Source organism: Herminiimonas sp. (assembly GCF_030655415.1).
This window is the reverse complement of record NZ_JAURVN010000015.1, coordinates 72,777-93,648: the sequence shown is the minus strand read 5'-3', so window position 1 is coordinate 93,648 and position 20,872 is coordinate 72,777. Positions and strand designations below refer to the sequence as shown.

At 51.2% G+C, this 20,872-nt stretch carries 19 protein-coding genes; all 19 read right to left on the bottom strand.

The window, feature by feature from the left end; genetic code table 11:
- Positions 1-36: 36 nt before the first annotated feature.
- The gene (gene hisH / locus Q7T66_RS14985) at positions 37-675 is read right to left on the bottom strand and encodes an imidazole glycerol phosphate synthase subunit HisH (protein ID WP_304933852.1); all 639 of its coding nucleotides are present in this window, start codon (positions 673-675) and stop codon (positions 37-39) included.
- Between the two features lie 53 nt (positions 676-728).
- Entirely contained in the window at positions 729-1,325 is a 597-nt protein-coding gene (gene hisB / locus Q7T66_RS14990; RefSeq protein ID WP_304933851.1) for an imidazoleglycerol-phosphate dehydratase HisB, read from the bottom strand.
- Positions 1,326-1,589: 264 nt separating this feature from the next.
- A complete protein-coding gene (locus Q7T66_RS14995; RefSeq protein WP_304933850.1) occupies positions 1,590-2,408 on the bottom strand; it encodes a site-specific DNA-methyltransferase in 819 nt (272 codons plus the stop codon).
- A 19-nt stretch (positions 2,409-2,427) separates the two neighbouring features.
- On the bottom strand, positions 2,428-3,744 hold the full coding sequence (gene hisD / locus Q7T66_RS15000; RefSeq protein ID WP_304933849.1) for a histidinol dehydrogenase: 1,317 nt from the start codon (positions 3,742-3,744) through the stop codon (positions 2,428-2,430).
- Between the two features lie 49 nt (positions 3,745-3,793).
- Positions 3,794-4,483: an ATP phosphoribosyltransferase gene (gene hisG, locus Q7T66_RS15005; RefSeq protein WP_304933848.1), complete on the bottom strand. Its 690-nt coding sequence runs from the start codon at positions 4,481-4,483 to the stop codon at positions 3,794-3,796.
- Entirely contained in the window at positions 4,483-5,733 is a 1,251-nt protein-coding gene (gene murA, locus Q7T66_RS15010; RefSeq protein WP_304933847.1) for a UDP-N-acetylglucosamine 1-carboxyvinyltransferase, read from the bottom strand. The genes hisG and murA overlap by 1 nt, the downstream gene beginning before the upstream one ends.
- Positions 5,734-5,791: 58 nt before the next feature.
- Positions 5,792-6,028: a BolA family protein gene (locus tag Q7T66_RS15015; RefSeq protein WP_304933846.1), complete on the bottom strand. Its 237-nt coding sequence runs from the start codon at positions 6,026-6,028 to the stop codon at positions 5,792-5,794.
- Between the two features lie 57 nt (positions 6,029-6,085).
- The gene (locus tag Q7T66_RS15020; protein WP_112990669.1) at positions 6,086-6,841 is read right to left on the bottom strand and encodes an ABC transporter permease; all 756 of its coding nucleotides are present in this window, start codon (positions 6,839-6,841) and stop codon (positions 6,086-6,088) included.
- Positions 6,838-7,749 (bottom strand): ABC transporter ATP-binding protein, encoded by a 912-nt coding sequence (locus Q7T66_RS15025; RefSeq protein ID WP_304933845.1) that lies wholly within the window; start codon positions 7,747-7,749, stop codon positions 6,838-6,840. Before Q7T66_RS15025 ends, Q7T66_RS15020 begins: the two co-directional genes overlap by 4 nt.
- Positions 7,750-7,927: 178 nt before the next feature.
- Positions 7,928-8,215, bottom strand: a complete 288-nt coding sequence (locus Q7T66_RS15030) for a lipid asymmetry maintenance protein MlaB (RefSeq protein ID WP_304933844.1) — start codon at positions 8,213-8,215, stop codon at positions 7,928-7,930.
- Between the two features lie 6 nt (positions 8,216-8,221).
- Positions 8,222-8,869, bottom strand: coding sequence for a phospholipid-binding protein MlaC (locus tag Q7T66_RS15035; protein WP_304933843.1), 648 nt, complete (start codon positions 8,867-8,869; stop codon positions 8,222-8,224).
- A gap of 145 nt (positions 8,870-9,014) precedes the next feature.
- Positions 9,015-9,809: a VacJ family lipoprotein gene (locus tag Q7T66_RS15040; RefSeq protein ID WP_304933842.1), complete on the bottom strand. Its 795-nt coding sequence runs from the start codon at positions 9,807-9,809 to the stop codon at positions 9,015-9,017.
- Positions 9,806-10,279 (bottom strand): outer membrane lipid asymmetry maintenance protein MlaD, encoded by a 474-nt coding sequence (mlaD, locus tag Q7T66_RS15045; RefSeq protein ID WP_304933989.1) that lies wholly within the window; start codon positions 10,277-10,279, stop codon positions 9,806-9,808. Before mlaD ends, Q7T66_RS15040 begins: the two co-directional genes overlap by 4 nt.
- Positions 10,280-10,423: 144 nt before the next feature.
- The gene (gene mlaE / locus Q7T66_RS15050) at positions 10,424-11,203 is read right to left on the bottom strand and encodes a lipid asymmetry maintenance ABC transporter permease subunit MlaE (protein WP_304933841.1); all 780 of its coding nucleotides are present in this window, start codon (positions 11,201-11,203) and stop codon (positions 10,424-10,426) included.
- Entirely contained in the window at positions 11,200-12,003 is an 804-nt protein-coding gene (locus tag Q7T66_RS15055) for an ABC transporter ATP-binding protein (RefSeq protein WP_304933840.1), read from the bottom strand. The genes mlaE and Q7T66_RS15055 overlap by 4 nt, the downstream gene beginning before the upstream one ends.
- Positions 12,004-12,157: 154 nt before the next feature.
- Complete coding sequence (locus Q7T66_RS15060; RefSeq protein ID WP_304933839.1) at positions 12,158-13,621, bottom strand: glutamate synthase subunit beta; 1,464 nt, start codon at positions 13,619-13,621, stop codon at positions 12,158-12,160.
- Positions 13,622-13,699: 78 nt separating this feature from the next.
- Positions 13,700-18,388 carry a glutamate synthase-related protein gene (locus Q7T66_RS15065; protein WP_304933988.1) on the bottom strand — a complete coding sequence of 1,563 codons (4,689 nt, stop codon included), beginning with the start codon at positions 18,386-18,388 and terminating at the stop codon, positions 13,700-13,702.
- A gap of 174 nt (positions 18,389-18,562) precedes the next feature.
- Positions 18,563-19,276, bottom strand: a complete 714-nt coding sequence (locus tag Q7T66_RS15070; protein WP_304933838.1) for a transposase — start codon at positions 19,274-19,276, stop codon at positions 18,563-18,565.
- 74 nt (positions 19,277-19,350) lie between these two features.
- Positions 19,351-20,868, bottom strand: a complete 1,518-nt coding sequence (locus Q7T66_RS15075; RefSeq protein ID WP_304933837.1) for an HDOD domain-containing protein — start codon at positions 20,866-20,868, stop codon at positions 19,351-19,353.
- Between the last annotated feature and the right edge of the window lie 4 nt (positions 20,869-20,872).

Below are 20,872 nucleotides of genomic sequence, written 5' to 3'. Positions count from 1 at the left end.
AAGTTAGTTAGAGAAATGAAGCTTGCCGATGAGTGCTTAAGGCTTCCAGTGAACAAAGTTTTTATACAGTTGCAAACCGGCGCTTGCGCTTTTTTCCGGATGGAATTGCGTTGCAAAAATATTGTCGCGAGCAATCGCACTACAAAACGGTGCGCCATATGGCGTTTCACCAACGATGTGCGCACGATCTGTAGGGACTGCGTAATAACTATGCACGAAATAAAAATAGCTGTCATCGGCAATCCCGTTCCACAAAGGATGGGACAAGGATTGATGCACGCGGTTCCAACCCATTTGCGGGACTTTGAAGCGCGAGCCGTCTTCCTGCAGGCGATCTTCGAAACGGAACTTGATGACCTTGCCGGGGAATAGACCCAAGCCTGGCGTATCGCCTTCTTCGCTCCAGTCGAACATCAATTGTTCGCCTACGCAGACGCCGAATAATGGTTTATTGGCAGCCGCTTCCAGCACCGCCTCTTTCAAACCGGATTCCTGCAGCGAACGCATGCAATCCGGGATTGCGCCTTGCCCTGGCAACACAATGCGGTCAGCAGAACGGATATCGGCAACCTCGCCAGAAATACGTACATCTGCTTCCGGCGCGACTTGGCGCAGGGCCTGCGCCACTGAACGCAAATTGCCCATTCCGTAATCCACTACAACTATTTTGTTCATACCGATGATTCAGATTTCAGTGAATTGAAACATTCTTGTTCGCAAACAACAGCTTACAGGCTGCCTTTGGTCGATGGAATCGTGCCAGCGGAACGCGGATCCAGCTCTGCAGCCATGCGCAATGCGCGGCCGAATGCCTTGAATACGGTTTCACACTGATGATGCGCGTTTACGCCGCGCAGATTATCAATGTGCACGGTCGCCAACGCGTGGTTTACGAAGCCATGAAAGAATTCGCTGGTCAGATCGACGTCGAATGCACCGATCATCGAGCGCGTAAATGGCACGTTGAATTCCAAGCCTGGACGACCGGAGAAATCGATAACGACGCGTGACAGCGCTTCATCCAGCGGTACATAGGCATGGCCGTAGCGACGGATGCCTTTTTTATCGCCTAGCGCTTTGGCAAAAGCCTGGCCGAGCGTGATGCCGACGTCTTCCACCGTGTGATGCGCATCGATATGCAAATCGCCTTTGGCTTCAATATCCAGATCGATCAGACCGTGACGTGCAATTTGATCCAGCATGTGATCGAGGAAAGGCACGCCGGTGTTCAGATTTTGTTTACCTGTACCGTCGAGATTGATCGCAACGCGGATTTGCGTTTCGTTGGTATTACGGGTGATTTCTGCGGTGCGTGGCGTAGACATATTCGATTGACCGTTACGATGAGAATGAGGTTTTAAAACCGTCGAGGTGTAGATATTTCCTGATGTTGCTAGGCCAAACCGAAAGCGTTTTCTGACAATACATGCATTTTACCCATATTTTCAGCAAGCACTTTGCGTTCCAGCGACTGAATCTGCCTATCTCCGCATTTTTTACATTTGCGAGTGGTAATGCGGATGCAAAAACAGCGTTAAACGACTCGTGGCTCTTCTTCAGAGCAACTAATGAATCCGATAAGAAGCTTGTCAGATCTCTTCTGGGACAGATTTTCCTTGATCGTCGAGGATGACCACCGCTTCGTCATCTTTTACATCAAGCGCTGCCAGCCGTTTTGCTATCAAATCGCAATATTCGGTATTCAGTTCGAAACCAACAAAATGGCGGCCGCAGCGTTTGGCCGCCACCGCCGTGGTTCCGCTGCCCATGAAAGGATCCAGTACCACGCCGTCTGGCGGACACGATGCTTTCAACATGCGCTCGATAATTTCCAGCGGCTTTTGGGTTGGATGATCGGCGCGTTCTTTATGCTCTTTATGCAGACGCGAAACGCTCCACACATCTTTCGGGTTGTAACCCAGTTCCAGCCATTTTGCGCCAACGAAAATCGAACGCGAACGGGCTTTCTTGGTTACCGCGTCGTAGGGAATGCGTATCGCGTCGAGGTCGAAGTAATAATCCTTGGCTTTGGCAAAGAATCCGACTGTGTCGTGCACCGATGAAAATCGGCGTGTACTGCCGCCCATCGATGGCACGCGTCTGTCCCAGATAATTTCATTGACCATCGTCATGCGCTTCTTCAGCATGACAAATACTTCCGGCGAATAGCGCCACGTCAGGAAAATATACAGGCTGCCGTTGGGCTTAAGCTTGGGCAATGCTGCATCGACCCATTGCTCCATCCATAACAGATAAGCATCGGCATCGAGCTTATCTGAATCGTTACCGTAATCCTTGCCCAAACCGTAAGGCGGATCCGCGATGATCAAATCGATAGCGCCATCGGGAATACGCGCCAGGCCTGCCAGCGCATCTTCGCAAAAAATGCGATCGCGCCATTCCGTCATTGCGGGGCCTGGAAGCACGTCATTTTTTCAGCCGATATTCAGCTGAACGAGCGTGTGCCTGCAAACCTTCACCGTAGGCAAGTTCTGCTGCGACTTTGCCTAAAGTCTGTGCCCCGCCTTCACTTACTTGCAACATACTGGAACGCTTTTGAAAATCATAAACGCCGAGAGGGGATGAGAAACGCGCAGTGCGCGAAGTAGGCAACACGTGATTTGGACCCGCGCAATAATCGCCTAAAGATTCGGACGAAAAACGACCAAGGAACATCGCGCCTGCGTGACGAATCTTGTCTGCCCAATGTTGTGGATTTTCTGTAGAAATTTCCAGATGTTCAGCAGCAATCGAATTCGCGATCTCGCACGCTTCATCCATATCGCGTACTTTGATCATCGCACCGCGATTGGTCAGCGAAGTCGCGATCACATCCTTGCGCGGCATCCCGGCCAATTGGCGATTGATACTATCTGCAACGGCCTCGATGTAAGCAGCATCAGGGCAAATCAAAATCGATTGCGCCAATTCATCGTGCTCGGCTTGCGAAAAAAGATCCATCGCGATCCAATCAGGATCCGTGGTGCCATCGCAGATCACCAAAATTTCCGATGGACCTGCAATCATGTCGATACCGACTGTGCCAAACACGCGACGTTTAGCGGCTGCCACATATGCGTTGCCAGGACCGACGATTTTATCGACTTGCGGAATCGTTGCGGTGCCGTACGCGAGTGCGCCTACGGCCTGCGCGCCACCAATCGTGAACACGCGATCAACGCCCGACATCGCAGCGGCGGCCAACACCAATTCATTCTTCACCCCATTCGGCGTCGGCACTACCATGATGACTTCTTGCACGCCTGCCACTTTGGCGGGAATCGCATTCATCAATACCGATGATGGATACGCAGCTTTACCACCAGGAACGTAAATGCCGACGCGATCCAGCGGCGTAACTTTTTGTCCCAATACTGTGCCGTCCGCCTCGGTATAACTAAAACCGTTAGAACCGATTTCAGCCTTTTGACGTTCGTGATACGCACGCACGCGATCTGCTGCGGTTTGTAACGCAGCGCGACGGACTGGCGACAGGTTATTCAGCGCAGCTTGCAATTCGTCTTGTGAAATTTCCAGCGCGCTCATATCCGCAGCGGCTACATGATCGAACTGCTGTGTATATCGCAATACCGCTGCATCACCTTCGCGCTTTACATGATCCAGAATCAGCATGACGCCGCGATCTATCGCTTCGTCTTCGCTCGCCTCGAATGCCAACACATCGGCGAGTTGCGCCTTGAAGTTAGGATGAGTGGAATCAAATTTTCGGATTTGTATGGACATCATTGTTCTCTATCTAGTCATGTAGAAATGAAGTTGCTGGTTCATTATTTCAAGACTGGCGTTTCGACGCCTTTTCAAATGCTTCAAGTATGGGCTGCAAACGTTCACGCTTCAATTTCAATGCGGCCTGATTCACGACCAGGCGCGATGAAATTTCCATGATGTGCTCGACTTCAACCAGATGATTCGCGCGCAAGGTGCTGCCAGTGCTGACCAGATCGACGATCGCGTCAGCAAGACCAACCAGCGGGCCGAGCTCCATCGAGCCGTACAGTTTAATCAAATCAACGTGCACACCTTTAGCGGCGAAATGTTCCCGCGCAGTCTGTACATATTTAGTCACGACGCGCAAACGTGCGCCTTGACGCACTGCACTGGCGTAATCAAAGCCGTCTTCCACCGCGACTGACATACGGCATTTTGCGATATTCAAATCGATGGGCTGATACAAACCTTCGCCGCCGTGCTCAAGCAAGACATCCTTGCCTGCCACGCCGAAGTCGGCAGCACCGTATTGCACGTAAGTCGGCACGTCGGATGCCCGCACGATAATCACGCGCACATTTGCGTCGTTGGTTTGCAAAATCAATTTGCGCGAAGTTTCTGGATCTTCGGTGACCTTGATGCCGGCAGCTTCCAGCAGCGGCAAGGTTTCTTCAAAGATGCGGCCCTTCGACAAAGCCAGCGTCAGTTGCTGCGGATTATTTTGTGCATCCACTTTTAAATCTGATTGCGTCATTATTTCACTCGCTGAATATGTGCACCGACTGCGGACAGTTTGACTTCCATGCGATCGTAACCGCGATCCAGATGATAAATCCTGTCGATCAAGGTTTCGCCTTCGGCTGCCAATGCAGCAATCACCAGCGAAGCGGAGGCACGCAAATCAGTCGCCATCACAGGCGCACCCACCAATTTTTCGACGCCATTCACAATCGCTGTATGGCCTTCAATCGTAATCGATGCGCCCAGACGATTCATTTCCTGCACATGCATGAAGCGATTTTCGAAAATCGTTTCGATCACGCGGCTGCTACCTTCGGCGATACAGTTCATCGCCATGAATTGCGCCTGCATGTCGGTCGGAAAACCCGGGTATTCGGTGGTACGGAAACTCACTGCTTTAGGACGCGACGACATTTGCACGCGTATCCAATCATCCGCCGAAGTCAAAATTGCACCCGCTTCACGCAACTTGTCGAATGCCACATCCAGCGTATCGGTGCGCGCCTTGCGCAAGGTAACGTCGCCACCAACCGCGGCCACCGCACACAGGAAAGTCGCGGTTTCGATCCGATCAGGAATCACTGCATGCGATGCGCCGTGCAAACGTTCTACACCTTGAATCACTAAGCGATCGGTACCGATGCCGGCAATTTGTGCGCCCATCGCCACCAGCAGATTCGCAAGATCAGTGACTTCTGGTTCGCGTGCAGCGTTTTCCAAAATCGTTTCGCCATCTGCCAGCACAGCCGCCATCAACAGATTCTCAGTACCAGTGACGGTAATCATGTCGGTGACGATACGTGCGCCTTTCAGACGCTTTGCTTTTGCATGAATGTAGCCAGCTTCGATCGTGATCTCTGCGCCCATCGCCTGCAAACCTTTGATGTGCTGATCGACAGGACGCGAACCAATCGCGCAACCGCCAGGCAAAGATACTTTAGCTTCGCCGAAACGTGTCAGCAATGGACCGAGCACCAAGATAGATGCGCGCATGGTTTTCACCATTTCGTACGGTGCTTCCAGCTTGTCGATGCCGCTGCCATTCAAGGTGACGTTCTCGCCATCTTGCTCGATCTGCAAACCCATTTGGCGCAGCAACTTCAACATCGTCGCCACGTCTTGCAGCAAAGGTACATTGCTGAGCTGAACAGAGTCAGCAGTCAACAGGCCTGCGCACAAAATAGGCAAAGCAGCGTTCTTCGCACCGGAGATGTCGATGTCGCCGGAAAGACGATGACCGCCTTGAATTAAAAGCTTATCCATTTAAAGCTTGTCCATTAATGAGTTGGTTTAAGTAATGCATGCAAACTCTGCAAGCGTATTACTTTTGGAATTCTTCCGGCGTCATTGTCTTCATCGACAAGGCGTGGATTTCTTCACGCATGCGATCGCCGAGCGCGGCGTAGACCAATTGATGACGCTGGATCAAACGCTTGCCGGCAAATGCATTCGATACGATTACCGCTTCGAAATGCGCGCCGTCGCCACTTACTTCTACGTGCGTGCAATCCATGCCTGCAGCGATATAACTTTTAACTAATTCTGGTGTGGGCAACATGATTTTGCCTTTTAATATTGAATGATAAGTGAATAAATAAAAGCGTCACGCGAACGATCAATGACGCAGCTTGTAACCATTTTTCAGCAACTGAACTGCCAAACCTGAAAGCAGCAACAGAAAGAACGCAACAGCCAGACAGCTGATTAAAGGATCAACGTCTGATTGACCGAAGAAGCCATAACGGAAGCCATCGATCATGTAAAAGAATGGATTGAGGTGCGACACGGTTTGCCAAAACGGCGGCAAGGAATGTACCGAATAAAAAACGCCAGACAAGAAAGTCGCCGGCATGATCAAGAAGTTCTGGAACGCTGCCAGCTGATCAAATTTTTCTGCCCAAATGCCAGCGATCAAACCCATGGTACCCAGCATGCTCGCGCCGAGAATACCGAAGATCAAAATCCACCACGGCGCCGCGAACGACATATCCGCAAACCATGCAGTGACGAGGAACACACCGCTGCCGACCACCACACCGCGTACCACCGCAGCCAATACGTAAGCACCGAACAATTCCCAGTGCGACAAAGGCGTCAGCAACACGAACACCAGATTGCCGGTGATCTTGGATTGAATCAGCGATGATGACGAATTGGCAAACGCGTTTTGCAACACGCTCATCATCACCAAGCCAGGCACCAAAAAGGCTGTGTATTTCACGCCGGGATAAACCTGCACATGATCTTCCAGCACGTGACCAAAAATCAGCAGGTACAACACAGCAGTCAAAATCGGTGCGGCAACAGTTTGCGTCGCCACTTTCCAGAAGCGCAGCATCTCTTTATAGAACAGCGTTTGGAAGCCGGTCATTTTTCACCTTCCATGATCTGAATAAATACATCTTCCAGATCGGCTTGCTGCAATTGCATATCTTCTATGACGGCACCGGACAAACGCAGCTTGGCGAGTATCGGCTCGACGTCTTTGTATTCGCTAACGCGCAAAGTATATTTATTGCCCAGCACCAGTTCTTCAGGATGCGAAACCAAATCCTTCAGCTCATCCGGCAAAGATCCTGATGCGAGTTGCACCACAAGTTGCGAGCCGGAGATGCGTTTGATCAGCGCAGAGGTTGAATCAAGCGCGACCACTTGGCCGGCTTTCAACATCGCAACGCGATTGCACAAGGCTTGTGCTTCTTCCAGATAATGCGTGGTCAGTACAACGGTGTGCCCTTCGCGATTCAGACGCGAAATGAACTTCCACAAGGTCTGGCGCAACTCGACATCGACACCAGCCGTCGGCTCATCCAGCACGATCACAGGTGGCTTGTGCACCAGCGCTTGCGCGACCAACACGCGACGCTTCATGCCACCAGACAAAGCGCGCATATTCGCATCGGCCTTGTTGGTCAGATCAAGGTGATGCATGACCTCGTCTATCCACGGATCGTTATTCTTCAAGCCGTAATAACCGGACTGCATGCGCAGGGTTTCACGAACCGTGAAGAAAGGATCGAATACCAATTCTTGCGGTACGACTCCGAGCAACTTGCGCGCTTGGCGATAGTCGGTCACGACATCGTGACCGTGCACTTCTACCGTGCCGGAATCTGCGCGATTCAAGCCGGCAATGATGGAGATCAAGGTGGTTTTGCCCGCGCCGTTAGGGCCGAGCAAGCCGAAAAATTCACCTTCTTCGATAGAAAGTGAAATGCCATTCACCGCTTTCAGCGCGCGATAGCTTTTTTCGACATTGTTTATTTGAATTGCAGCCATGGTGGCTAATCGCACTTTACGGAAAATGAAACGCTGATACCGCTGTTCGTTGCGCAAACACGCTGACCGAACGGCGAAACCCTTGATTATATTGGATTTTCGCTACACGCCGCCGTTTTAGGGCACTTATACAGCGAGTGGCGAAGGAGTCTTCAGAGAATTGACCGCGAAAAAAAGGTCAATGATGCGGCAGATCGGCGCGAGCAATATTCGGCGCTATCAAGGCAGTCACGTCATACAGGGAAATCAGGCTGAGCAAATTTGCAGGGATATTGCGAAAAGATAAAGAAACAGCCTTGGCTGAAGCCACGCGTTGCCAAGCCAATATCGTCGCTACGGCAGCCGAATCAACCGTGACCAAATTGGAAAAATCAATGTCGGTCTGACCACCGGCGATCGCCTGCAAGCCCGCATCCAATGCCGTTTTGGCATTGTCGAAGGTGAGCGATGCGCCGGGTTGGAACATGATTAATTACTGCGCAGGAGCAGGGGTTTTACCGGTTTTAGCAATGCTGCCGGCAAGTTTCTTGTTTCTGTCGGACAGGGCTTTAATCAAACCATCGATGCCGCCTTTGCTGATTTCCGCAGCAAAACTACCTTTATATGTCTCAACCAACCATGCGCCGAGTACATTGATATCGTAGATTTTCCAGCCATTAGCCGACTTCGCAAGACGATAGCTGAGTTGAATTGGCTCGCCACGTGGTTGCAACACTTGCGTATTTACGATCACGTCTGTGTCCGCAGGATCGGCACGCAATGGACGATATTCCAGTTTTTGATCGCGGATTTGCGAAATCGCGCCGGAATATGTGTACACCAGCAAGCTGCGGAATTCAGTCGTCAATTGCTTTTGTTGATCAGGCGTCGCTTCGCGCCAGTGACGGCCCGCAGCCAACGAAGTCATACGTTGAAAATCGACATGCGGCAGAATTTTTTCTTCGACGACTTGCTGCACACGACGAGGATTTCCTGCCTGGATATCTTTGTCGGATTTGGCCAGCGCCATGACTTCTTCACTGATGCGTTTGACTAATACGTCAGGCGCTTCTTGCGCGGCTGCGTATGCGGTGAAAGCCATCGCCGCAAACGCCAACATGAATTTTTGCAATAATTTCATCTTTTCCCAATTCGGTTTATAGCTAGCTATTTAAATAGCCCAAGACTTGCGGATGCCATACGCGCCGGATTAACACTATCCTATCCAACGCGCCTTTACGCTACATGAGTGCGACTGGCTCTTTTGCAAGGCTTTCGACAGTTTCTTAACCTTGTGGTTCCAAAGCTTTATCTACAGCAACGGCAGCATCGGATGCTGGCTGCGATGGTGCTGCATCACTTTGTGGGCTAACAGCCTTGTCTGCTTTCGGCTTGACCGACTCTTCGCCGTCATTTACCTGACTCTCACGACGTTGCAAATAAGCGCCGCGGATAAAGGTATAACGATCGAGAGCAACATCTTCCAGCAAATTGGTAGCGTTCAATGCCGATGCACGCGCATCGATCACACGAACCACAGCGCCGACATTACGCACATCAACCGGTGTTGTGTAAGTCCACAAGTCGCCGTAGATGTCGACCGGCAATGCAGCGGTGTCGCGCACTGTCGATGGGCCAAACAAAGGCAGGACGACGTACGGACCTGGAGCTACGCCCCATTTACCCAAGGTTTGACCGAAATCTTCTTTGTGTTTTGGAATGCCGGCTTCTGATGCGATATCAAGCAAACCACCCAGACCGAAGGTCGTGTTAAACGTCACGCGCATCACGTCTGAAAAACCTTGATCTGCTTTCCCTTGCAGGAAATTATTAACCATGGTCCATACGTCGCCAATATTGCCGAAGAAGTTATTCACGCCGGTTTGCACAAACGATGGCAACACTTCCTGGTAGGCAGTCGCAGCTGGCTTCAAGGCGACGCGATCCAGTCCGTCGTTGAAGTCAAACATCGTGCGATTGAAACCTTCGAGAGGATCATCCGTATTGCTGCCGTTAGTGGTTGCACAGCCGCTCAGGAATACTGCTGAGGCGAATAGAATGGCTTTATTCATGTTTTTCATTTTGGCTCTTCTTTCCCTTCGGTTGCTTTACTGAAGAGGAATTGACTAATCAAATTCTCCAGCACCATCGCCGATTGTGTCATTGTAATTCTGTCACCTGCAACCAGATTGGCGGTATCGCCACCGGCCTCAAGCCCTATATATTGCTCACCTAACAAACCCGAAGTCAAAATCTTGGCTGACGTATCTTTTGGAAATTGATAACGGCTTTCAATATCCAGCGTCACCGATGCCTGATAGCTCTTGTCGTCGAATTTAATATCTGCAACTCGACCAACCACAACGCCTGCGCTTTTAACCGGCGCACGTGGTTTCAAACCACCAATATTGTCAAAACGAGTCACTACCGTGTAGTTTTTCTCGAACGACAGCGAACTCATGTTGCCAGCCTTCATCGCCAGAAAGAACAAGGCGGCTGCACCCAGCAGCACAAAGAGGCCAACCCATAAGTCTAATGATTTTCTTTGCATAAACAGATACCTCAAATATGGGAGAAAGCGCTTTTTATCGACATAAAACTCAATATAAATCGCCTTACCCTGCGCCACAATCAAAGTATCGAGGGGGCGCACATTTTAATCGAAAAGCACAATAAGCGCTTCGTACTCGTGCGCTTAACTGAACATCAAGGCCGTTAACAAAAAGTCCAGTCCCAGCACGGATAAAGACGCGATGACCACGGTGCGGGTTGTCGCTCTTGCAACACCTTCCGGCGTCGGCTGCGCTTGATAGCCCTGATACAAAGCGACAAAGGTCACAGCAAAACCAAACACAATACTTTTAATCACACCGTTCGCGACATCATTCCAAACGTCAACGCCGCCTTGCATTTGTGACCAGAACGCACCCTCATCGACCCCGATCATTTTCACGCCGACGATGTAACCACCGATGATGCCGACAGCACTGAAAATTGCCGCCAGTACCGGCATAGCAATCACGCCTGCCCAGAAACGCGGCGCCAACACACGTTGTATCGGATTGACCGCCATCATTTCCATTGCTGATAACTGCTCGCCGGCTTTCATCAAACCGATTTCCGCGGTCAACGAAGTCCCAGCACGGCCGGCAAACAAGAGTGCAGTTACAACCGGGCCAAGTTCACGTGTCAGTGATAAAGCAACAAGCAAGCCTAGAGCTTGCTCTGAGCCGTATTTATTCAGTGTGTAATAACCCTGCAAACCGAGAACAAAGCCAACAAACAAACCGGCAACCGCAATCAATACCAGCGAATAGTTGCCGATAAAGTGAATCTGGCTAACCACTAAACGCGGCCTACGCAGCAGGCCACCAGATGCAGCAATCACACTGAAAAAAATACGTGTAGCAAAACCGAGATTCGTAACGAATTCACGTACACCTCGCCCTATCGACGTCAGAAACGCAGCAATCATGCGCGCGCCCCCAAACCGAGATCATCTGCAAGCGACGTACCAGGATAGTGAAACGGTACCGGGCCATCAGGCTCAGCATTCACAAACTGCTTCACATACGGATCAGTAGAAACCATCATTTCTGCCGGCGTACCCTGCGCCACGACTTTGCCGCTGGACAAGAAGTAGACGTAATCGGCAATCAAAAACGATTCATGCACATCGTGCGACACCAGGATCGTGGTCGAACCCAGTGCATCATTTAATTTACGGATCAGATTGGCAGTCATGCCCATAGAAATCGGGTCGAGGCCGGCAAACGGCTCGTCATACATGATCAACTGCGGATCAAGTGCAATCGTGCGTGCCAATGCAACACGACGCGCCATACCACCAGAGATTTCAGCTGGCTTCAATTGCGCAGCGTTACGCAAACCGACTGTGTGCAATTTCATCAAGACCAGATCGTGTATCAGTTCTTCCGACAGATTGGTATGTTCACGCAAAGGGAAAGCGACATTGTCGAATACCGACATATCGGTGAACAATGCGCCGTGCTGAAACAGCATGCCCATTTTGCGGCGCATCTGATACAGCGCCTTGGTTTCCATCTCGTGCACGATGTTGCCATCAACCGTTACTTTGCCCGACTGCGGCTGCAACTGCCCGCCTATCAGACGCAAAACGGTGGTTTTACCCGAGCCCGAACCGCCCATGACAGCAATGACTTTTCCACGCGGGAAATCCATGTTGAGCGTCGACAGAATCGAACGTTCATCATAGCTAAAATGGAGATCACGGATTTCAACGAGATTAGACACAGCGGCGTATTTCTATTGCAATGCCGTAATTGTAGTTCAGAACGAGAAATCACTCTTGTTCATACGATTTTTGAATAACTGCATTTTCGTAAAGCGTTGTAAAAAAGCCCGCTACTTCGTAAAAAGTAGCGGGCTTTTATTCAAGCGATACTAATTAACGTGGCAGAACCGAATCGCCCATTAAGAAAATATCGACTTCACGTGCGCATTGACGACCCTCACGAATTGCCCAAACGACCAGAGATTGACCGCGGCGCATATCGCCGGCAGCAAAAACTTTATCGACTGAAGTGCGATAGCAATTTTCGCCATCGGTAGTTGCCTTGGCGTTGCCGCGTGCATCTTTCTCGACGCCGAATGCTTCCAGAACCTGTGCGACTGGCGAAACAAAGCCCATCGCCAACAAGACCAAATCGGCTTTCATTTCGAATTCCGAATTTGGCACTTCCTGCATGCGGCCGTCTTTCCATTCAACGCGTGCAGCAATCAGTTTTTCAACCTTGCCGTTTTTACCTTCCAGGCGTTTGGTCGCAACCGCCCAATCACGCTCACAACCCTCTTCATGCGAAGACGAGGTGCGCAATTTGGTTGGCCAGTAAGGCCAGACCATCGGTTTGTTTTCTTCTTCCGGTGGTTGCGGCAGCAATTCGAATTGTGCAATCGATGCAGCGCCATGACGATTCGAGGTACCGACACAATCAGAACCTGTATCGCCGCCACCAATCACGATCACGTGCTTGCCAGTTGCGACCAACTGATCCTTGACCTTGTCGCCGGCGTTGACCTTGTTTTGCAAAGGCAAAAAGTCCATCGCGAAATGTACGCCTTTCAACTCGCGACCAGGAACTGGCAAATCGCGTGGTTGTTCTGCGCCGCCGCTGATGATCACTGCGTCGAAATCCTTGTTCAACTGTTCTGGCGAAATCGTTTCTTTTGCCCAGTTGATAATGTTCGATGGGAAATCCTTGCCAACTAAAACGCTGGTGCGGAATTTCACGCCTTCGGCCTCCATCTGCTTGACGCGCAAGTCGATGTGCGATTTTTCCATCTTGAAGTCAGGGATGCCATAACGCAGCAAGCCGCCAACGCGATCGTTCTTTTCGAATACGGTTACATCGTGACCAACGCGCGCCAATTGCTGCGCTGCTGCCATACCTGCAGGACCAGCGCCGACCACAGCAACTTTTTTGCCGGTTTTAACTGTTGCTGGTTGCGGCACAACCCAACCGCTTTCCCAACCTTTGTCGATGATGAAATGCTCGATTGATTTGATGCCGACTGGATCGTTGTTGATACCGAGCGTGCATGCGGATTCGCATGGTGCCGGGCAAATGCGACCGGTAAATTCCGGGAAATTATTTGTCGAGTGCAAAGTGTCCAGCGCTTGCTTGTAAGCGCCGCTGTACACCAGGTCATTCCAGTCAGGGATGATGTTATTGACCGGGCAGCCGTTATTGCAAAACGGGATGCCGCAATCCATACAACGTGTTGCTTGAATTTTTGCTTCGGAATCGCTCAAATGCAGCGTGAATTCCTTGTAATGCGCGGTGCGTTTTTCCGGTTCTTCGCTCGCTTCACGCAAGCGCTGAAATTCCATAAAGCCGGTAATCTTTCCCATGTTTCTCTCGCCTTCTAAACCATTCGTTGCGGCCAGCTCTGTGCGAGCTGGCCATGTCATCGTTTGTTGACAGCAGTCTTACACTGCGACCTTGGTGGACACTGCCTGCTCAGCCTTGGCCGCGTGCATTTCAGCCAGCGCGCGTTTGTATTCCGATGGGAATACTTTGACGAACTTGCTGCGTGCGCTGCTCCACTCATCCAACAATGCGCGGGCGCGTGTGCTGCCGGTGTACTTGAAGTGACGTTCGATCAAACCTTTGAGAATTGCTTCATCGGTTTGCGCGTCGGCGCCACGTACATGGCTGTGCCAGGAGTTGTGCTCTGCCTTGTCTTCTTGCTCAGCTGCGGACATCACAGGGTGCAGTGAAACCATGGACATATTGCACTTGCCAGCGAAGTCACCTTTTGGATCGTAGACATACGCGATACCGCCCGACATACCTGCAGCAAAGTTACGACCGGTTTCGCCCAATACAACAACGGTGCCACCTGTCATGTATTCGCAACCATGATCGCCAGTACCTTCGACAACCGTTACCGCGCCTGAGTTACGAACAGCGAAACGTTCGCCTGCAACGCCGTTGAAGAATGCTTCGCCAGCAACCGCGCCGTACAACAGCGTGTTCCCGCTGATGATGTTTTCTACTGCGCGACCGCGGAACTCGGTGTTTGGACGCACGATGATGCGACCGCCCGACAAGCCCTTACCAACGTAATCGTTACCTTCACCGACCAGATCCAAAGTAATGCCATGTGCGAGGAAAGCGCCAGCCGATTGGCCTGCGGTACCTTGCAACTGGATGTGGATCGTGTCGTCAGGTAGGCCTTCATGACCGTATTTCTTCGCGACCTGACCCGACAACATTGCGCCCACTGTACGGTTGACGTTTTTGATCGTCGAAATGAACGAGACTTTTTCGCCATTGTCGATTGCGGCTTTTGCTTGCGCGATCAACTTGTTGTCCAGCGCTTTTTCCAAAGCGTGATCCTGGCCTTCGGTGTGATAACGCGCCACGCCTTCTGCCACTGGTGGTTGATAGAACATGCGGCTGAAATCCAGACCTTTCGCTTTCCAATGCGAGATCGCTCTCGACTTGTCGAGCAAATCAGCACGACCGATCAGTTCGTCGAATGTACGGATACCCAATTGCGCCATGATCTGACGTGCTTCTTCTGCGATGAAGAAGAAATAGTTAACGATGTGCTCAGGCTTGCCGGAGAACTTCGCACGCAAGACAGGATCTTGTGTCGCAACGCCGACTGGGCAAGTGTTCAGATGGCATTTGCGCATCATGATGCAGCCTTCAACGACCAGCGGTGCTGTCGAGAAGCCCATTTCGTCTGCGCCCAACAAAGCAGCGATGATGACGTCACGACCGGTTTTCATTTGACCGTCAGCTTGTACGCGAATACGTGTACGCAAGCCGTTCAAGATCAGTGTCTGCTGTGTTTCAGCCAGACCCAATTCCCAAGGTGAACCAGCATATTTGACCGATGACAATGGCGAGGCACCTGTGCCGCCGTCATGACCAGCGATCACAACGTGATCGGCCTTCGCTTTAGCGACACCAGTTGCAACTGTACCAACGCCGACTTCAGCAACCAGCTTGACCGAGATCGATGCTGTTGGATTGACGTTTTTCAGATCATGAATCAGCTGCGCCAAATCTTCGATCGAATAAATATCATGATGCGGTGGTGGTGAAATCAAACCAACGCCAGGTACCGAGAAACGCAAACGTGCGATGTACTCGGATACTTTATGGCCAGGCAACTGACCGCCTTCGCCAGGTTTTGCACCTTGCGCCATCTTGATCTGAATCTGTTCAGCCGATGTCAGGTATTCGGTAGTGACACCAAAACGACCTGATGCGACTTGCTTGATCTTCGAGCGCAGCGAATCGCCAGGCATCAAAGGCATGTCGACTTCAACCACGTCGTGACCAATCACCGATGCCAAGGTCGAACCATCCTTGATAGGAATGCCGCGCAGTTCCGAACGATAACGCTTGGTATCTTCGCCGCCTTCGCCGGTATTCGATTTACCACCGATGCGGTTCATCGCAATCGCGAGCGTCGCATGCGCTTCGGTCGAAATCGAACCGAGCGACATCGCGCCAGACGCGAAACGCTTGACGATTTCTTTTGCTGGCTCGACTTCATCCAACGGAATCGCACTGGCTGGATCGAATTTGAATTCGAACAAACCACGCAAAGTCATGTGACGCTTCGATTGATCGTTGATGATCTGCGCGTACTCTTTATAGGTGCTGAAGTTATTGGCGCGTGTAGAGTGCTGCAATTTCGCAATCGCATCCGGCGTCCACATGTGCTCTTCACCGCGTACGCGGTACGCATATTCGCCACCTGCATCGAGTGCATTTGCCAACACTGGATCAGCGCTGAATGCAGATTTATGCAAGCGCAACGCTTCTTCAGCAACTTCAAATACACCGATACCTTCAACGTTGGACGAAGTGCCTTTAAAGTATTTTTGGATCAGCGATCGGTTGAGGCCGATGGCTTCAAAAATCTGCGCGCCGCAATACGACATATAGGTAGAGATACCCATTTTCGACATGACTTTCATCAAGCCTTTGCCGACTGCTTTCTGGAAATTGGCGATGGCTTTTTCAGGCGACAATTCGCCTGGCAAACCTTTTGCCATGGCGCTGACGGTATCCATCGCGAGGTAAGGATGGATCGCTTCTGCGCCGTAACCTGCGAGCAATGCAAAGTGATGCGTTTCACGTGCAGAACCTGTTTCCACAACCAAGCCGGTCGAGGTGCGCATACCTTTGCTAACCAGGTGCAAATGGATAGCCGAGGTTGCCAGCAACGCAGGAATCGCAACATGGTTTTCATCGATCTTGCGATCGGAAATAATCAAGATGTTGTGACCTGATTGCACTGCATCGACAGCTTGCGCGCACAGCGATGCCAGACGCGCTTCAATACCTTCTTTGCCCCAAGCGGTTGGGTAGCAAATGTTCAGCTCATGCGATTTGAATTTGCTACCGGTATGGGCGCCGATGTTGCGCAACTTCGCGATATCCGCGTAGTCGAGCACAGGCTGCGACACTTCCAAACGCATCGGTGGATTGATGTTGTTCGTGTCTAGCAAGTTAGGCTTAGGTCCGATGAAAGACACCAGCGACATCACCATCGCTTCACGAATCGGATCGATAGGCGGATTGGTTACTTGCGCAAACAATTGGCGGAAGTAGTTGTACAGCGTCTTGTCTTTATTCGACATGACAGCCAGCGGCGAATCGTTACCCATGGAACCGGTTGCTTCTTCAGCCGTGCTTGCCATAGGCGACATCAGGAATTTCAAATCTTCCTGCGTATAACCGAACGCCTGCTGCAAATCGAGCAATGGTGTCGTTGGCTTGGCTTCTGCCGCTTCTTTGTTCAGTTCATCTAGCTTAATGCGTACCGATTCAATCCATTGTTTATATGGCTTGGCGTTCGCGTAAGTATCTTTCAACTCTTTGTCGTCAATGATGCGACCAGCGTCCAGATCGATCAGGAACATTTTGCCTGGTTGCAAACGCCATTTCTGAATGATCTTCGATTCTGGAATTGGCAACACGCCGGATTCCGATGCCATCACGACCAGATCGTCGTCAGTCACGATGTAACGCGCTGGACGCAAACCGTTACGATCCAAAGTGCCGCCGATATGACGACCATCGGTGAATGCCATCGCAGCTGGGCCATCCCATGGTTCCATCATTGCAGCGTGATATTCATAAAAGGCGCGACGATTGTCATCCATCAACGTATGGTTTTCCCATGCTTCTGGAATCATCATCATCATCGCTTGCGCGATTGGATAACCAGCCATCACCAACAGTTCGAGCGCATTGTCGAAGCATGCAGTATCAGATTGGCCTTCATAAATCAGCGGGAACAATTTTTTCAAATCGTCGCCCAACACAGCCGACTTCATCACGCCTTCGCGTGCGCGCATCCAGTTGAAGTTGCCTTTAACTGTATTGATCTCGCCGTTATGCGCGAGCAAGCGATATGGATGAGCCAGCGGCCATTCAGGGAAAGTATTGGTAGAGAAGCGTTGATGCACCAGCGCCAGCGCGGATACGCAACGTGGATCTTGCAGATCTTTATAGTATTCGCCGACTTGATCAGCCAGCAGCAAACCTTTGTAGACAACGGTACGTGCCGACATCGATGGCACGAAGAATTCTTGACCGTGCAACAGATTCAAAGCCTGAATCGCGTGACCGGATGCTTTGCGGATAACGTACAGCTTACGTTCCAGCGCATCGGTGACCATGATGTCGCGGCCGCGACCGACAAAAATCTGACGAATAATCGGTTCTTTTTCGCGCACGGTTGGCGACATAGGCATGTCTTTGTCGACCAGCACATCGCGCCAGCCGAGAACGACCTGGCCTTCAGCCAATACCGAGCGCTCAAGCTCTTGTTCGCAAGCGATGCGGGATGCGTTTTCCTTAGGCAGGAAAACCATACCAACGCCGTATTCGCCTGCTGGCGGCAAGGTTACGCCCTGCTTCGCCATCTCTTCGCGATAATACTGGTCCGGGATCTGAATCAGAATACCGGCACCGTCGCCCATCAGCTTGTCGGCACCGACAGCGCCGCGATGGTCGATATTTTTGAGGATGAGCAAACCTTGCTCAACGATGGAATGGCTTTTCTTACCTTTGATGTGGGCGACAAAACCTACGCCACAAGCATCATGTTCATTAGCCGGATCGTACAAACCTTGCGCATGCATAGACTTCTCCACTACTTTTCAAGTTGAGGCTGAAGGATAGTGCACAGCAACAGTAAATTCAACCTCAAAAAATGGGGTCAGAGTAAATTAAAATAACCACAAATTTTGACTAGGAATTAAATAGGGACAGAGTAGAGGATTTTGCACCAGATTGCGCCGGAGACAGCATGCAGACTAGTATATTTTGGTGCGCGCTTCGCCCATTTTGGTCGCGGGACGACCACGTTTTGCAGGCCTGACGCGTCGCGCCAACTGCTTTTCCAACGAAGTTTGAAATTGCTCAGAGCCAAAAGCCCAGCCTTTTAAGGTCGCTTCGGTCAAGCGACTTACCTCGTCTTCATTAACACCATTTTCAACGAGAGCCTTGTAAGCTGCTTCACGTTCAAACGGCGTATTGCCCAAAGACCAATATAAAGGGTGATCGGAAATAATCGGATCAGGTCGGATGCCGATGTGGTGTTGATAACTAGACCAGGGATATTCGCCTGCGGTGTGCGCCATTCCGCCGCGCACCGGATTCAGCTCGATGTAGGCGGAACAGGTCATGAAGTAGCGCTCAGGATCAATAACCGTCGCTTTATAACGACCTTGCCAGAGCGTGCCGCTGCGCTCATGTTTTTGATTGAAGTAAGGAACGTAAGAGCGTCCTATCCACTGCATCATTTTTCCCAAACCTTCAGCATCGCTGGGCGTGACCAACAGATGCAAATGCGTGGGCATTAAAACGTAGGCATGGATAGCGACCTTGAACTGCCTGGATGCATCTTTCAAGCGACTTAGAAATGCGGTGTGATCTGCGATGTCGCGAAAAATGACGAGGCCGTCATTGCCGCTTTGAATAACGTGATGTGCTTGGTTTGGAATTACGAGACGGGGAAGTCGGGCCATAAGTTATATTGGACCACAAGAATCGCAAACGGGCGCAGACATCGCACCCGTTTGACTGAATCAGTTATAACGCGTCATTGCATTGCGCGTGCCCATGATGGCTCGGAATGACAGCGACGTTCGATCGCCTTGACCATCAGTGCGCGCAACTCATCCAATAGAACAGCCTCATTCGGAGCAATGCCTACTGACGGCAAATCCAGAGGCCAGTCGCCGTATATAAATCCAACCGGATGAAAATTCAGCATCAGCGGCAAGATCAGAAATCTACGTGAAGTGCTCAACTCATCACGCCACCAGCGCGGCAATTTATTGATGAAGCCCGGTGCTTGCGCATCTTCAACAAAAATCATTTTGTCGTTGGCGAGCGCAGCGTGAAACACGTCAGGCTGATACGCATCATTGAATCGCAAGCGCGGCAACAACTCTTCTGCGCCTTCGCCAAACGACATGCGCGCGACATATTTTCCTTCATCATGATTGCGTAAAAATGCAATGGCACGCCCCAAGCCCAAGCCTTGATAAACCGTTTCCAACGCTACCGTCATCAACTGCCCGGTGTTATTGCTGGCCGTCGTGCCGCCACCCATATCGCCGACGCCGCGCTGCAGAATCTGTATCGAATCGACCGGCTTGCCGAATGGTAGTGCCGATTGTTTTTTCTCATTGCTAGCGGTGGCATCTTCGCTTTCCAGCAAGATCTCGTTGGCAGCAACTTTCTGCGCATCTTCTATCGCTTGCATGACAAACGCTGGATCCAGACCAAGCATGTCCGCATAGTTCTCCGCGATGATCGTCAAATCAGCGAGTACCGCATCGCCATCCACGCTCAATACGCCGGCGCAGCGTGTTGACATGGTGGACACTGCTGCCAACCAATCAGAATGACCTAACGGTTCTTCTGAATTATCAAGTTCAGTTCGCGGCGGTATGTCTTTCAAACTTTCAACCAGACCACTTGGCAAACCCCAACGCTTGCCTATCGCACGACCAACTTCGTCCAGCCCCAGACCGAGGACTTCTCGCGTCGCGTCACTTTCTGGAATATTTTTTTGTACAACCAGAGCCTGCACTTGCGTCCATTGTTCAGGCAGATAGAACGTCACCATCAGTCGGCCAAGGGAATGCAGGATGGAGCAAACAACGGCTTCTTCCGTATCGCGCTGCGTCGATGAAGAAGCAACTTGTCGCGCGATCTGTCCTGCCAATACAGCCCGGCCCATTTCGTTGCGCGTATTCGAAGTCCCTGTCGATGCCGCAGCCAATCCATCGATCAGCTTCAAGCCCAACGCCAAATGTCCGATGGTTTCAGTGCCCAGCACAATCACTGCTTTTGAAACTGTGTTGATACCTTGTCCGAACGCGGAATACATCGCGCTATTTGCCAGACGCAACACGCGTTGTGTCAGCGTCGGATCGGACAACACGGTTCTGGTCATGTTGAATTCACGATCGTCATCGCCGTGCATGGCGCCGACAATCGCTGTTACGACTTTGGAAAAACCAGGCATGTCGCCGCGTTGGCGCACCTGTGCCCACAGGAGCTCCAGTGTTTTGTCGGCTAACGAAGCGGGGCTAGGTTGTGTTGTCATGAGT

Excerpts from the sequence above, each read along its gene's own strand:
- Q7T66_RS15070 (WP_304933838.1), bottom strand. The coding sequence starts at position 19,276 with ATGGCCCGACTTCCCCGTCTCGTAATTCCAAACCAAGCACATCACGTT.
- Q7T66_RS15025 (WP_304933845.1), bottom strand. The coding sequence starts at position 7,749 with ATGGCTGCAATTCAAATAAACAATGTCGAAAAAAGCTATCGCGCGCTG.
- Q7T66_RS15035 (WP_304933843.1), bottom strand. The coding sequence starts at position 8,869 with ATGAAATTATTGCAAAAATTCATGTTGGCGTTTGCGGCGATGGCTTTC.
- Q7T66_RS15065 (WP_304933988.1), bottom strand. The coding sequence starts at position 18,388 with ATGCATGCGCAAGGTTTGTACGATCCGGCTAATGAACATGATGCTTGT.
- mlaD (WP_304933989.1), bottom strand. The coding sequence starts at position 10,279 with ATGCAAAGAAAATCATTAGACTTATGGGTTGGCCTCTTTGTGCTGCTG.
- hisB (WP_304933851.1), bottom strand. The coding sequence starts at position 1,325 with ATGTCTACGCCACGCACCGCAGAAATCACCCGTAATACCAACGAAACG.
- hisG (WP_304933848.1), bottom strand. The coding sequence starts at position 4,483 with ATGACGCAATCAGATTTAAAAGTGGATGCACAAAATAATCCGCAGCAA.
- Q7T66_RS15030 (WP_304933844.1), bottom strand. The coding sequence starts at position 8,215 with ATGTTCCAACCCGGCGCATCGCTCACCTTCGACAATGCCAAAACGGCA.
- Q7T66_RS15060 (WP_304933839.1), bottom strand. The coding sequence starts at position 13,621 with ATGGGAAAGATTACCGGCTTTATGGAATTTCAGCGCTTGCGTGAAGCG.
- Q7T66_RS15075 (WP_304933837.1), bottom strand. The coding sequence starts at position 20,868 with ATGACAACACAACCTAGCCCCGCTTCGTTAGCCGACAAAACACTGGAG.
- Q7T66_RS15040 (WP_304933842.1), bottom strand. The coding sequence starts at position 9,809 with ATGAAAAACATGAATAAAGCCATTCTATTCGCCTCAGCAGTATTCCTG.
- hisH (WP_304933852.1), bottom strand. The coding sequence starts at position 675 with ATGAACAAAATAGTTGTAGTGGATTACGGAATGGGCAATTTGCGTTCA.
- Q7T66_RS15020 (WP_112990669.1), bottom strand. The coding sequence starts at position 6,841 with ATGACCGGCTTCCAAACGCTGTTCTATAAAGAGATGCTGCGCTTCTGG.
- Q7T66_RS15015 (WP_304933846.1), bottom strand. The coding sequence starts at position 6,028 with ATGTTGCCCACACCAGAATTAGTTAAAAGTTATATCGCTGCAGGCATG.
- mlaE (WP_304933841.1), bottom strand. The coding sequence starts at position 11,203 with ATGATTGCTGCGTTTCTGACGTCGATAGGGCGAGGTGTACGTGAATTC.
- murA (WP_304933847.1), bottom strand. The coding sequence starts at position 5,733 with ATGGATAAGCTTTTAATTCAAGGCGGTCATCGTCTTTCCGGCGACATC.
- Q7T66_RS14995 (WP_304933850.1), bottom strand. The coding sequence starts at position 2,408 with ATGACGGAATGGCGCGATCGCATTTTTTGCGAAGATGCGCTGGCAGGC.
- hisD (WP_304933849.1), bottom strand. The coding sequence starts at position 3,744 with ATGTCCATACAAATCCGAAAATTTGATTCCACTCATCCTAACTTCAAG.